This window comes from uncultured Cohaesibacter sp. (assembly GCF_963556055.3).
Lineage (GTDB): Bacteria > Pseudomonadota > Alphaproteobacteria > Rhizobiales > Cohaesibacteraceae > Cohaesibacter.
Genome location: NZ_CAUVYE020000026.1, coordinates 17034 through 31062 on the forward strand (window position 1 = coordinate 17034; position 14029 = coordinate 31062).

Sequence of the window (14029 nt, forward strand, 5' to 3'; positions counted from 1 at the left end):
AAGGAAACGGCCTAAAAGTGCGAGATTTCGGATCTAACTCCTTTGGGCTTTGAGGTAGATGCTTTTTAAGGCAAAATTGAAAAAGCGATGACGCCTGCAAGCAAAGCATCAGACGACTTTTGCGATCCGGATGTCTTCAGAATGGATTGCAGAGCCGAGTATATGGGGTTATCCCGGGTTAAGATGAAAGACAGCCAGTGTCTGAAACGACTATTTGTCGAGCTTAAGTGCAATGAGGCAGGCTTGAGCCAAATCACGGTCCGGCTTTTCTGCTCCCGGAACAGTCGCCCAGCCACTTTCCATAACAATGTCACGTCGCTTGTAACTCGATGCGTCCGTGATTTTGGTGAGGGTCGCCTGACGATTCAGGTCTTTGTTGGACTGATCGACACAGACCGGAACAAGGGCTGCGATCACATCGTCATGAGCCATGGACATCGCCATTTTGTTGGAGCCAGAGGATGTCATCCAGCCGCCCCACGCAAATCCTATAACACCAACGCATACCGCGCCAATCACTGCTCCATATAATCCAGGTTTGAGCCATTCAGGGGTTTTCATGTCAGGTTCTCCTGCGGTCAAAGCACCGCTTTTCTATGAGCAGGTTACTTCGCCTTTGCAAAACAGGTACTGATCAAGGTTAACCTCTCTAGACTATTTTTAGCTTGGCAAGCTCCCTTGCCAGCCGCGACCTCGCCTCCTATCGAGCTTTAATGCGAAAGAGCTGAACACGGGTCTAGAAGTTCGAATCTAGTCCTAATCTGTAGAAAGATTTCCTGGTCCTGCTATAAGCGCGCATCGCGGCATTCTGAATGCGAGATCTCAGATTTTCAAAGGCTTGCCTATGGGGTTGTCTCTCTTCGTCATGGGCCTTCATAAGATGATCAAGTGTTTCAAACGTCATGGAAAAGCGGATTTCCATGAGACCATCATATCCGGAAAATCGTATGATCCCTGTATCCTCGTCAACGTTGCAGGTCTGGTTTGGAAAGACTAAGCCCATGATGAGCTGCGGCTGAAAAAGCCTCTCTCTTCATTGGGGGTTGTAAGAGGCTGGTCTGAGGTTTCTTTTGGCGATCCTTCTTCCGATCTGTACATCATCTGGGCAGCCGTACACGTCGTGCTATTCTTCGTTTCCATATCCTTGTCTATTTCTGAGGGAGGCTTGGAAATGGCACTGTCTTTGTCCCGTGATCCCTCGGCCCCAGAGTGCCGAGCACATATGTCCATATTGCTCATTTTCTCGATCGCACCTCCTTCGTCCTCCCAAAGAGACAGTGCCGTCTGAGTGGGTCTCAAACGGTTTTTATCTAATATGCTATGCATCAATCTCTCCTTATTTTCTGTAACCCTGTTGGAGCGTCAGACAGCTCGGACTTAATTCCTCATTATTAGCTGCAAGGACCGCAAATAAATCACCCATCCCAGTCAATCATGGCAGTCAGTTCGTCCTGATCAACGGTATGCCGTTCTGTTTGCCCTTTGGTCGTGCCGATAGACGGAACATCGATGCAAATCGATTTGCAGCGATATGCCATCCAAGAGATACCTTCTATTGCCTCGTCTTCTCGAATGAGCGTGTAGTCACCGGCAGGATGGGTCTTGCCAGACCCGGGAAATTGGAATGGATGATCGAAGTGAATAATGGATGTTGTAATGCGATTGTTCATTTTGTCCTCATCGGGTCAAGGTAGCTTAAGAGCATTCGACATCATGGAATCAAAAAGATTGTCGTGTTACTTTGCCGCTAGCTAGCGGTGGCGAACTGAATTGCCCCCGGCAATGATTTTGTTGATCAATTCAAAAATCTGTTGATGTGTTTCGGGGGCAGAAGCGTCTTTAATAGCATTCTCATGTGCAGCTGCCGCATCTTCCAAAACCCCAAGGATCTGAGCTTCCGTCATGATCTTTTGATCATTCAACGCCAAAAGAAGCGACTCGCAAATTGAGAGCGCAGCAATCCCCTCAATGAGTTGTATCTCTCGCATGTGGTCATTCCCTCAGAGTATGAGCAAAGAATTGGCGACTATTTATTCATCCTATCTTCCCAAACATTCGGATATGATGGACTGATCAAGATCAGCATCTTGAGTTGTTTCTTCCGAAGGTTCAAAAGCGTGGTGATTCTATGAAGACTATTTTGAACACGCCAATCGCACTGAAACTAAGCGCTTGCATCGGGCTGTCAGAACATGAACTCGAGATTCTTGGGCAACTTCTCAAACAGAGCCGAAAAATTCGAGTTGGGCAGGATCTGGTGCAACAGGGCGAGACAAATCAGGCCGCCTTCATCTTGATGAGTGGCTGGGTGTGCTCCTACAAAATTCAGGCTGACGGAACCCGACAAATCGTTGACTTCCAGATACCAGGTGATTTTTTGGGTGTAAGAAGTGTTTTGTTTCACACTTCTGATCACAACATCGAGCCTGTAACAGAAGTTGAAGTATGTGAAATCTTGATACCTCGCCTACTCGATACCTTTGCTCAACACCCACGGCTTGCCATGGCTTTGCTCTGGGCATTGTCCAGGGATGAGGCCATGGTGGTCGAGCATCTGGTCAATATTGGACGTCGTAATCCTGCAGAGCGCATGGCCCATTTTCTTCTTGAGCTAAGTGCCCGCCTTTCTCTCATCGGAGCTGGCAGCAAAACCGGCTTTACCTGCCCGCTCACTCAGCCCCTTCTTGCCGACGCGCTGGGCCTGAGTGCAGTGCATGTCAATCGAGTCTTGAGACAGTTACGAGAAGTCGGAATGGCGACTTTTCGCGATGGACAGGTAGTCTTTGACAATTATGATCGCTTGGTCGCATTTGCTGATTTTGACTCATCTTACCTCGATCAGGCTGGCCCTCTGCTGACATAGACCAACCAGACTACTCGTTTCCATGCTTGGGCTTATACCACCGAGCAGAATTCAGAACCTATGGGCCCATTCTCGCAATCCGATGGACATTATGATCCACGGCTGCTCGACAAGTTTGCTCCAGGCATCGCAACATATAGCGAGGATTTCCTCGTAGGATGAGAAGATCCGGTTGGAAAGCCAATTGTCCCGCATGAACTGCCAGATATTCTCAACCGGGTTCAATTCCGGAGACCTTGGTGGTAGTGGCAACAGGGTGATATTGGCGGGCACTTCGAGATTTTGCGTTGTGTGCCAGCCAGCCCGATCCAGAATGACGATCGCATGAGCACCATTTGCAACTTGGCAGGAGATTTCTTCCAAATGCCATTGCATTGCTTGCCTGTTGCAATAGGGCAGAACCAAACCTGCCCCTACGCCACGGGCCGGACAGATAGCCCCGAAGACATAGACTGATTTTGTCCTTTGATCTTTCGGAGCGACTGGTCGAGTACCGCGTTTTGCCCAACGACGTGTGATCTTGGTTTTCTGCCCGACACGGGCCTCATCCTGCCACCACACTTCTATCGGGGTTCCTTTCGGGAGCTTTTTGCGGACTGCCGCCAACTCGGCTGGGAAGTTTTTTAAAACTCGTCCATCGCAAACTGGTTCTGCCCTCTATGACGAGGGCGAGCCGAGAGTTTGGCAAAGCCAAGGGCACGCAGTTCGCGACCAACAGAGGATTCCTCCAGAGAGATACCATATTCCTCATAGATCCAGCGAGCCAGATCCTTGCGCCGCCAGCGCACAACACCATGAATGGACGGGATCGGGCCTTGCTCGACAATAGCTGCGAGTGCTCTTCGCTGACCACCATTCAGTTTGCTTGGTGCTCCGGAACGGGCCTTGTCGATCAAACCCGGTGGGCCTTCCATATTAAAGCGAAGCACCCAATCCCGGATGATTTGCAAGGTAACGCCGCCAATGCGGGCTGCATCACTCCGTTTACCGCCATCGTAAATTTCGGCCAGAGCCAAAAGTCGACGGCTCTGGTTGGCATGTTTGCTTTGCTTGGCCAACTGCCGCAAAGCCTGCCCGTCATAATCGTCACGAAGTGATACTGCTCTGCCCATCCTGAAGCCCCCAAATCAATGAAATCCATTGATTCAGAAAATGCACAAAAAGGGAATCCCTAAATTGAGTCTGAAATTATGCTCGTTGGTATTACTTAGCAGCATTAACCTTGATCAGTGCCGAATTTTAAAAGGCTGATAGCTTGAATAGATAACCTTTGGCAAGCGATCCGGTCTTCACGCTGTGCGTTCGTATGGAAAGAAGCTGATCGATACTGTTGTCCTCTAGTTTTCAAAAACGAAATGACTGCCTACTGCCATAGGTTTCTGCATTGCTTTGTCACACCAGTGGCACAGTGCGAAAGGGTTACAATGATACCTCTGTCATTTCTTGCTAATTTAAATGGACGAGCCTTCAGGCTTTGGAGGGATACCTCTCCGATCAGGGAAGAGCTATTCAGCGCCGAGCGCCTAGAGCTTCATGCGAAAACGCTCGCAGTCGCACAAGTGGTTTCGCCAAACCCTCCAAGAGTGCCCACGCTGCAAAAGCGCCTCAAAGAGAATGCCAATGCGATTCATGCCGCTTATCTTTCCAACGCTGAAGAGCTGGAAAACCACCAAAATTTGGTTCCCGCTGCGGAATGGCTTCTCGACAACTATTATCTGGTAGATGAGCAGATACGCGCCATTAAAAGCAGCCTCCCTCCAAGCTATTACCAGCAGCTGCCCAAATTGATTGATGGACCCTTGGCTGGCTATCCTCGCGTTTTCGGCATAGCCTGGGCCTTTGTTGCTCATACAGACAGTCATTTTGATCCCGAGATATTTCTAAGATTTATTCGCGCCTATCAAACAATCCATCCGCTTACCATGGGCGAACTTTGGGCGCTTCCGATTACGCTCCGTATTGTGTTGATTGAAAATCTTCGACGTCTGGCAGATCAGATCGTCGCCGGACGAAACAGCCGCATTGCGGCCGACACCCTCGTCGATCAGGTGCTGATGAAGAAAATTGCTTCTGATGTCGCTCTGGCCGAGATTTCATCAGCCCCTTTGCCCGAACGGTTCGCAGCGCAGCTGGCCAAGCGTCTACGTGAACATGATACCGATGACATACCCATATTGGCCTGGCTTGAAGAGAGGCTATCCAGCGAAGGCTGCTCTATTGATGAAGTTGTCTTGCGCTCTCAGCAAAATCTTGGTGCCTCCAACCTGACCGTCCGCAACATAATAACCAGTATGCGCCTGATTTCCGGTATTGAGTGGTCGGAAGCGTTTGAAAGCGTGAATCTGGTTGATGCCGAGCTGCGCAAAAGCAAAACTTTTTCTCTGATGGACTTCGCGACGCGAGACATGTATCGCGACGCGATTGAGGTTCTGGCACGTAGATCGCCAATATCGGAAATCGAGGTGACGAGGCAGGTCATGGCGCTGGTTTCAAGCGCGGGCGGTGCAGATTCGCAAGACAGCCGCCTCTCAGATCCCGGTTACTATCTGCTTTCAAATGGGCGACCGCTGCTAGAAACCAAAATAGACTTCAAGCCCCCCAAGCGCCTGTCGATACTGCGCTTTAGCCAACGGTTGGGCGTTGGCGGCTATGTCGGTCTTATCTCCTGTCTTGCCCTCATGATGCTATGGGCATGCATTTGGGCTTTGAATATCTCAAGTATCCCAGTCGGGATTCTGCTTTGTTTGGCCGGCTTCATTCCCGCAACGGAGGTTTCGACAGCATTCGTAAACCGGTTCGTGACCTGGAGCTTTGGCGCGGTGATCCTGCCCAGCATGGAGTTTGATCACGGCGTCTCCATAGACTCGCGAACCATGGTGGTCGTCCCGACCATGCTGAGCAATTCGGAAGAGCTCCTCAGGCAGATCGAACACCTCGAAATCCATTATCTGTCCGGCCCGGAAGACGATCTCACATTTGCATTGCTGCTCGATCGTATGGATGCAGACCAGAAGTTCCTCGCTGAAGAAGATGCTATGATCGCAGATGGCGAAACGGCAATCGAGCAATTGAATAAACGTTATGGAGCAGGCGTAGCAGGCAAGCGTTTTCTTCTTCTTGTTCGAGATCGACAGTTTAATGCTTCTGAGGGCAAATGGATGGGCTGGGAGCGCAAGCGTGGAAAGCTGCAAGAGCTCAATCAATTGCTGCGAGGGGCAAAGGACACCACTTTCAACGCTCTCGATGGCACTATTCCATGGGTGCCAGACCAAGTTCGCTATGTAATCACGATGGATGCTGACACCCGATTGCCAAGGGATGCCGCCCGCAAGCTAATCGGCAAAATGGCTCATCCCCTCAATCGCCCGATTTTCGACAAAGAGACACAACGCATTATTCACGGCTACGGTATTCTCCAGCCACGAGTAACCCCTACGTTGACAGCCAAGGGGAAGAATACTCTTTTTCACAGGGTCTTTTCTTCACCCGGTGGCATAGACCCTTACTCTTCTGCCATTTCCGATGTCTACCAGGATCTATTTGGTGAGGGTTCATATACCGGCAAGGGAATTTATGACGTTGATGCCTTTGAGGCAGCTCTGGCCAATCGCATTCCGGAAAATACTGTCCTCAGCCACGATCTGCTCGAAGGGATATTCGTTCGTTCAGGTCTGGTTTCAGACATTGAAGTCATCGACGATTTTCCCTCTCGCTACGATGTGGCATGCAAACGCCAAGACCGCTGGGCCCGGGGCGATTGGCAATTGCTCCCATGGATATTGGCATGGCACAGCCACATTAAGTCTGTAGATCCGATTGGTTTTGCAAAAATTCTCGACAATTTGAGGCGATCCCTTGTTGCCCCCACCTTGTTAGCCTGCCTCGGGCTCGTTTGGATGTTGCCTTTTACGTCGGCGCTGTTGGGTACGTGTTTCGTTCTCTGTGCCATGGCTATTCCCGAATTTGTTTCTTGCTTCTTTGCCGTTATTCCCAGGAATATGGGTATACGCATCAATAGCCATTTCCGAATGCTGGGGGCGGAATTCAACGCCGCGGCAATCAAGACCATATTGTCGCTCGTCTTCCTGCCTCATCAGGCTGCGATCATGGGACGCGCTATCATAAAATCAGTCACGAGGCTCTATGTGACTCACAGCCATATGCTGCAGTGGGTTACGGCGGCTCAGGCAGAGCTTGCGTGTGAACTGAAGCTTTCGGGGTTTTACCGACTAATGATCGGTGGAACCGTGTTGGGCCTTGTGATGATCACGGGACTGGCGGTTTTGTCACTTCAGTCGTTGCTGATCACGGGAGTTTTTGCCTGTTTTTGGCTTATCGCGCCTCTCGTTGCCTTTCAGATCAGCCACACATCTGACAAAGCAAAGAACCCCGAATTATCTCCGAGTGAGAAAGAGCGTCTTCGCACTATAGCCCGCCGCACTTGGCGCTATTTCGAACGATTTGTCACTCCCGCTGACAATATGCTTCCTCCTGACAATTTTCAGGAAGATCCCAAACCTGTCATTGCACACAGGACATCTCCGACCAATATCGGGCTTTATCTTCTATCTGCCAGCGCAGCATATGATTTCGGATGGGCGGGAAAAAGCGAGACGATTGAACGGCTGGAGGCATGCTTTGAAACCCTGCGCCGCATGGAGCGGTTCCGCGGTCATTTCTTTAATTGGTATGACACAACCAACTTAAAGGTTCTCGAACCGGCTTATGTCTCCACGGTGGATAGCGGCAACCTTGCTGGTCACCTGATCGCTCTGTCAAAAGCATGTGCTGAATGGAGAGCCGACTTACCCATAGCCACAGTGCGAATGGGAATGAACGACACGCTCATGCTGGCGCTTGAGGCCTTTGAGACCGTCATGGTCAAGTCTGCCAGCACCCAACGCCTTGGCCTGCTCTATGAAGAACTCAAGTCCGGGCTGAATGGAGATCAGGGCCTAGAGGTAATCGCGCCAAGATTGGGTCGCATTGCCAGAAAATCGGTCGTCCTGGCAAACGAGCTTTCCGTCATCCCGGAAAAAGACCGTATGCCGGACCTGGTCTACTGGACCACAGCACTTGCAAACAGAATCCGCGAGTTTGAAAGGGATCATTCCGCCTCGCCAGAGGTACGGGATCATTTGAGCCTCCGCTTGGACGCTCTGGCTGATGAAGCGCGAGCCATGGCTTTGGCTATGGATTTCACATTCCTCTTTGTCCAAAAGCGGAAGCTGCTCTCCATCGGTTATGCTCGTGCCGAGAACAAGCTTGATGAGAATTGCTATGATCTTCTCGCCTCAGAAGCCAATCTGGCGAGCTTTGTAGCCATAGCAAAAGGGGATATTCCAACACGCCACTGGTTCAGACTTGGTCGACAACTAACACCAGTCAAAAACGGGGCTGCCCTCATTTCCTGGTCAGGGTCCATGTTTGAATATCTGATGCCTTCCTTGGTGATGCAGGCTCCTGCGGACAGCCTTCTCAATGACACCAATCACCGCATTGTGGCGCTTCAGCAAGGCTATGGCAGAAAGCTGAACCTACCTTGGGGCATCTCTGAATCTGCGTTTAACGCCCGGGATATCGAGTTCACCTATCAATATTCCAATTTTGGGGTTCCCGGTTTGGGATTGAAGCGCGGGCTTTCTGAGAACCGTGTGATTGCACCCTATGCGACGGGGTTGGCCGCGATGTTCGACGCCCGCAATGCCTCGATCAACTATGATCGGATAGCTGATATGGGAGGATGCGGACCTTACGGATTTTACGAGGCCCTGGATTTTACGCAATCCCGATTGCCCGACGGCCAGAAAGTGGCAATCGTCCGCAACGTGATGGCCCATCATCAGGGCATGACCATTGTTGCCATCGCCAACGTTATGCATGATGGGCTCATGCGATCCCGTTTTCACAGTGATCCACTCATCATGGCCAGCGAGCTTTTGCTACAAGAACGCAGACCGCGTTATGTGTCGTTGGTCCATCCCGGCGCTGAAGAAGTGAAAGCCTCAACCGAAGAAGCCATATCCAACGAGCCCACAATCCGGTGCTTCAAGTACCCACTGATTGGGGCACCAATTACCCATTTGCTCTCAAATGGCAGCTACAGCGTGATGTTGACAGCGCGTGGCGCTGGTTACAGCCGGTGGGGTGAGATTGCCATTACACGCTGGAGTGAGGATTCCACACGCGAAAACTTCGGTTCTTTCATCTTCCTCAAAGATGTCGATTCCGGTTCTGTTTGGTCTCCTGCCGGCCATTTGGTCAAACGAGACCTGAAACAACAGCAAGTGATCTTTGCTGAGGATTATGGAGAGTATTCTTGCCGCAACGGACTACTCACCTATCGTTTGGATGTTCTGGTTTCAGGCGAAGATGATGGTGAGGTTCGACGGATAACACTCTCCAACACGGGATTGAGATCTCGTCATATTGAGTTAACATCCTATAGTGAGTTGGTTCTTGCATCCCCGGTATCGGATGCCGCTCATCCGGTCTTTTCCAAGATGTTTGTTGAAACGGAGTATCTACCCGAATTTGGGGGGCTTTTGGCAAATCGTCGTCGTCGTTCACCAGATGATCCTGAAATCTGGGTCTGTCATTTTGCTATTGTAGAAGGGGAAATAGCTCAAGAGCCACAATATGAAACGGACAGACTGAAGTTTTTGGGGCGCAATCGCTCGCTTGCCAACGCGAAGGCTTTAAACGACAAGGCTTCGCTATCCAATACAACAGGTACTGTCCTGGATCCGATCTTTTCCCTAAGGCATCGGGTCAATATCGCTCCCGGCGAAACATTGCGCGTCACTTTTTGGACGCTGGTGGCAGCATCTCGTTCCGAGTTGATGAATTTGCTTGATAAGCATCATGACCACAATTCCTATGATCGTGCAAAAACCCTGTCCTGGACACAGGCGCAGGTGCAATTGCGTCACCTGAACGTATCTTCAAGTGAAGCGGCAGATTTCCAGAGTTTGGCCTCGGCACTTCTCTATTCCGATTCCCGATTTCGTGCGTCTGCTTCAGTGGTTGCCAGCGGGGCAGGTCGCCAATCAGCTCTGTGGCCTTTGTCAATTTCCGGAGACCTTCCAATTGTCCTTTTACGAATATCGGATCTGGATGGTATGCCATTGGTGAGACAGCTACTGCGTGCTTATGCCTATTGGCGTATGAAAGGGCTTCATATTGATCTCATCATATTGAACGATCTTTCAACCAGCTATATTCAGGACTTGCAGTCCGCAATAAAAACTGCGATGAGATCGTCTCAGATCCGCAATGAAAATGAACAAGGATCTGTCTTGCTTCTACGCTCAGACCAGATCAGTTTGGAAGCGAAATCCCTCCTGATTTCTGTCGCGCGCGCGTCGCTTGTAGCCAATCACGGGTCTCTCTCGGAGCAATTGGGCCGCATTTTCCAATCGGACCAATCGTCATCAACGACAAACTTTGACAATGCATCTCTTACTCCTGTGACGATCTCTGAGCAAGACCTCTTACCGCAGCCAACAGATCTGGAGTTTTTCAACGGCATTGGAGGCTTTGACAAAGACGGTACAGAGTATGTCATCACCATGAAGGATGGCGACAAAACGCCTGCACCATGGATCAATGTGATTGCCAATCCACATTTCGGCTTCCAGGTATCGGAGACTGGTAGTGGATATTGCTGGGCAGAGAATAGCCGCGAGAACCAGTTAACGCCATGGTCCAATGATCCTGTGGCTGATCCTGCGGGTGAGGCAGTTTATATCCGCGATGAGGAGAATGGTGCGGTTTGGTGTCCAACGGCTCAGCCCATTCGTGACAAAGGCACCTACATAACGCGCCACGGGTTCGGCTACAGCAGGTTCGAGCATGCCGCCGGAGGGATCCATTCCAATCTGGTGCAATTCGTTCCTCTGTCAGATCCGATCAGGATTTCCAAGTTAACATTGACCAACAGGTCCAACCGAAGGCGGCACTTGTCCGTCACCCTCTATAACGACTGGGTTCTGGGCTCATCCCGAGCCAAGTCCGAGCCTTTCATTCTAAACGAGCGAGATGAAGAAACCGGCGCTCTGTTTGCAACCAAACCGTGGAATACAGCCTTCCCCGACAGGGTTGCATTTGCCGATTTTAACGGTCTTCAGCAGGAATGGACGGCCGACCGAACCGGCTTTATCGGACGAAACAGCAGCCTTGCCCATCCGGAAGCCATGAGAAGAAAAAACGCACTTTCTGGTGCCATGGGGGCCTGCCTTGATCCGTGCGCAGCACAGCGCATCTCCGTCGTGCTGGAACCGGGCGAAAGCCACGATTTTGTCTCCCTTTTTGGGCAAAGCCGCACCAGGGAGAACGCTCGTGAAATTATCACGCGATACCGCGCTAGTGATATCGATGCCTGTCTTAATGAGGTTCAACGGTATTGGAAGGATAGTCTGGGAGCGGTGCAGGTTAAAACCCCCGATCGAGCCATGGACATCATGCTCAATGGTTGGCTCCTCTATCAGACGCAGGTCTGCCGCATCTGGGCGCGCTCGGGATTTTATCAGGCAAGTGGAGCCTATGGGTTCCGAGACCAGATGCAGGACCACATCGCACTGACCTTCTCTCAACCGGAGGAAACACGAAAGCACCTTCTCCTTGCTGCTGGGCGGCAGTTCGTGGAAGGCGATGTTCAGCATTGGTGGCTCCCCCATTCGGGGCAAGGGGTCCGAACGCATATTTCCGATGACCGGGTGTGGCTGGCCTTTGCCACGGCAACCTACATTGTCCAAACCGGGGATGAGGCCATTCTCGATGAAGAAGTGCCGTTTCTGGATGGTCCTCTGTTGGCAGCAGGGACCCATGACGCCTTCTTCGTACCGGAAATTTCCGACGAAACAGGAAGCCTGTTTGAGCATTGCGCCCGTGCGCTGGATTTGTGTCTGGCTTTGACGGGAGAAAACGGGTTGCCGCTGATCGGCACTGGCGACTGGAATGACGGCATGAACCGTGTTGGTGAAGCAGGTAAGGGAACAAGCGTCTGGCTCAGTTGGCTGCTTTTGCGGAGCATTTATCTTTTCGTTCCGATTGCCCAACATCGAGATCTAGAACGGGCCAAACTCTGGACCTCGCATGCAACCTCCTTGCTAACGGCTCTTGAAAATATTGCGTGGGATGGGGAGTGGTATCGCCGAGCAACCTTTGATAGCGGTGTTTGGCTGGGATCTGCTGCTAGTGAAGAATGTAAAATCGATTCCATCGCCCAATCATGGGCTGTCTTATCTGGAGCGGCAGATGGGGATCGTGCGCGAGTGGCCATGCATTCCCTTGAACAACATCTTGTTCTCAGGGACGAGGGGTTGGCGCTGCTGTTCACGCCGCCTTTCGATCAATCTGCCAGCGATCCTGGTTACATCAAGGGCTACCCGCCGGGGTTACGAGAGAATGGCGGCCAATATACCCATGCGGCGATGTGGGCGATCCTTGCTTTTGCACAGCTGGATGAGGGCGAAAAGTCCCACTCACTTTTGGCTTTGGTAAATCCCATCAATCATGCGCTAACACCAGAGGCAACAGAGCGATACAAGGTGGAACCCTATGTGATTGCTGCAGATGTCTATTCTGTCGCACCCCATGTCGGACGAGGAGGATGGACCTGGTACACTGGATCGGCCGGCTGGATGTATCAGGCAGGCATCTCTGGTATTCTTGGCTTGAGACGCGAAGGAAAAACACTGACTATCGCTCCCTGCATTCCGAGAAACTGGCGGGGCTTTGAGTTGCGTGTAAGAGTTGATGAGACCGACTATGACATTGCCGTTTCGCAGACTTATGTAGAGAGAGAGGGCAGATCGACCGCTACTCTAGATGGCAAACCGTATCCGGCGTTTCACAACAGCGTAAGCTTACGACTGGATGGAGAAAATCATCGCTTGCAATTCGATTTGCAAAGGCAAAAGGGGGGGTAAGCAGATTTCTCAAAGAAGTAGTATGCTCACTACTTTCTAGTTTTTTCTCGTTCTGCTCTTAAGACAATTATTAAAAGGTACCGTCGAAACCAACTTTGGGCAGGGAAACCAAATATTTGTTCCAATAAATCACGCAATCTTTGCTTCTAAGTTTATGAGACAAGAAGGTAGTACTCTGATTTGCTAAATAAAAGTTGCCTCGCTTGGTGGTTGAAAGGGATAGGTTTCTCACGGAAAAACCCGGCTCCCGCCACGACGAGCGTAATTCGCTGCCCATTCAATAAACACAAACCTTAGGACAGCGCCTCAGCCCCAAACAGCAGGCGGACAGAACAACCATGGTAAGATTGAAGATACAACATCTCACTATTTATCGATATGCAAGTAAAGTCTCACTTGGCCCACACAGGTTGTTATTGCGGCCATGCGAAACACGAGACTTAAAGCTCATTTCATTCAACATTGAAATGTCTCCTCAAGCAAAAATCATCTGGTCACATGACGTTTCAGGAAATTCTATTGCAAACGCTGAGATTTCATTGCTCACTGATTATCTATCTATTCACAGCCATTCGATCATAGAGCTCACAGCTGCTACATGGCCTGTTTTCGAGATTGCCGCTTCGGCCATGAATTACCCTTTTCTATACTCAGATAACGATTGGGCAGATCTCGGTGCTCTTCTTCATCCTCAGTTTGAGGACCCGGAAAACCAGTTAGCAAACTGGATTGAAGGCTTCATCATGCAACGACCGACAGATACCCTGTCACTGCTCATGGATATTTCAAACGGAATATCATCGCAAATCTCTTACAAGTCCAGGGAAGCAGAAGGAACACAGGACCCCACCGAAACCTTAAACAACGCATCTGGTTCATGTCGCGACTTTGCGGTCTTTTTTGCGGAAGCCGCGAGAACACTTGGCTTCGGTGCGCGTATTGTCTCAGGCTATCTATACAATCCTGATGAGAGCTATATCGGATCGGCTGGCTCCGGGGCAACTCATGCATGGGTAGAGATTTATGTGCCGGGAGCAGGTTGGATACCTTTCGACCCCACAAACCGAACAGTTGGATCAAGTAATCTCATCGCCGTTGCTGTAGGGCGCGATATCCGGCAGATTGCACCAGTAACAGGCAGCTTTCATGGAACAGACCGTGATTTCATAGATATGTCAGTGAAAGTAACGGTCGAGAAAGAAACTGAAGATGCTCTGCGCCCTTAAAACTGGTA

General features: G+C 50.7%; 8 protein-coding genes. 3 read left to right on the forward strand and 5 right to left on the reverse strand.

The genetic code is table 11. The features are described 5' to 3' along the window. Window positions 1-210: 210 nt before the first annotated feature. The 4 genes from ACHZB8_RS17240 to ACHZB8_RS17255 form a co-directional block, all read right to left on the reverse strand. On the reverse strand, window positions 211-561 hold the full coding sequence (locus tag ACHZB8_RS17240) for a hypothetical protein (protein WP_090075577.1): 351 nt from the start codon (window positions 559-561) through the stop codon (window positions 211-213). Window positions 562-736: 175 nt separating this feature from the next. Next, on the reverse strand, window positions 737-1003 hold the full coding sequence (locus ACHZB8_RS17245; RefSeq protein WP_090075576.1) for a DUF1488 family protein: 267 nt from the start codon (window positions 1001-1003) through the stop codon (window positions 737-739). A 412-nt stretch (window positions 1004-1415) separates the two neighbouring features. Continuing rightward, the gene (locus ACHZB8_RS17250; RefSeq protein ID WP_316862137.1) at window positions 1416-1670 is read right to left on the reverse strand and encodes a hypothetical protein; all 255 of its coding nucleotides are present in this window, start codon (window positions 1668-1670) and stop codon (window positions 1416-1418) included. Between the two features lie 81 nt (window positions 1671-1751). Further along, entirely contained in the window at window positions 1752-1988 is a 237-nt protein-coding gene (locus tag ACHZB8_RS17255) for a hypothetical protein (protein WP_090075573.1), read from the reverse strand. 104 nt (window positions 1989-2092) lie between these two features. Between ACHZB8_RS17255 and ACHZB8_RS17260 the strand changes: the two genes are divergently transcribed. After that, window positions 2093-2863: a Crp/Fnr family transcriptional regulator gene (locus tag ACHZB8_RS17260; protein WP_316862139.1), complete on the forward strand. Its 771-nt coding sequence runs from the start codon at window positions 2093-2095 to the stop codon at window positions 2861-2863. A gap of 51 nt (window positions 2864-2914) precedes the next feature. Here the strand turns inward: ACHZB8_RS17260 and ACHZB8_RS17265 are convergent. Further along, window positions 2915-3975 (reverse strand): IS630 family transposase gene (locus tag ACHZB8_RS17265; protein WP_316862141.1). Its coding sequence is split into 2 segments (ribosomal slippage): window positions 2915-3489 and window positions 3489-3975, totalling 1062 coding nucleotides; the frame shifts between segments, so codons are not numbered across the junction. Between the two features lie 312 nt (window positions 3976-4287). On the opposite strand from ACHZB8_RS17265, the gene ACHZB8_RS17270 reads away from it, so the two are divergent. Together ACHZB8_RS17270 and ACHZB8_RS17275 are read left to right on the forward strand one after the other, a co-directional pair. Beyond that, a complete protein-coding gene (locus ACHZB8_RS17270; protein WP_316862143.1) occupies window positions 4288-12795 on the forward strand; it encodes a GH36-type glycosyl hydrolase domain-containing protein in 8508 nt (2835 codons plus the stop codon). 338 nt (window positions 12796-13133) lie between these two features. Next, window positions 13134-14021: a transglutaminase family protein gene (locus ACHZB8_RS17275; protein WP_316862145.1), complete on the forward strand. Its 888-nt coding sequence runs from the start codon at window positions 13134-13136 to the stop codon at window positions 14019-14021. Window positions 14022-14029 lie beyond the last annotated feature (8 nt).

Excerpts from the sequence above, each read along its gene's own strand:
- ACHZB8_RS17240 (WP_090075577.1), bottom strand. The coding sequence starts at position 561 with ATGAAAACCCCTGAATGGCTCAAACCTGGATTATATGGAGCAGTGATT.
- ACHZB8_RS17245 (WP_090075576.1), bottom strand. The coding sequence starts at position 1,003 with ATGGGCTTAGTCTTTCCAAACCAGACCTGCAACGTTGACGAGGATACA.
- ACHZB8_RS17250 (WP_316862137.1), bottom strand. The coding sequence starts at position 1,670 with ATGAACAATCGCATTACAACATCCATTATTCACTTCGATCATCCATTC.
- ACHZB8_RS17255 (WP_090075573.1), bottom strand. The coding sequence starts at position 1,988 with ATGCGAGAGATACAACTCATTGAGGGGATTGCTGCGCTCTCAATTTGC.
- ACHZB8_RS17270 (WP_316862143.1), top strand. The coding sequence starts at position 4,288 with ATGATACCTCTGTCATTTCTTGCTAATTTAAATGGACGAGCCTTCAGG.
- ACHZB8_RS17275 (WP_316862145.1), top strand. The coding sequence starts at position 13,134 with ATGGTAAGATTGAAGATACAACATCTCACTATTTATCGATATGCAAGT.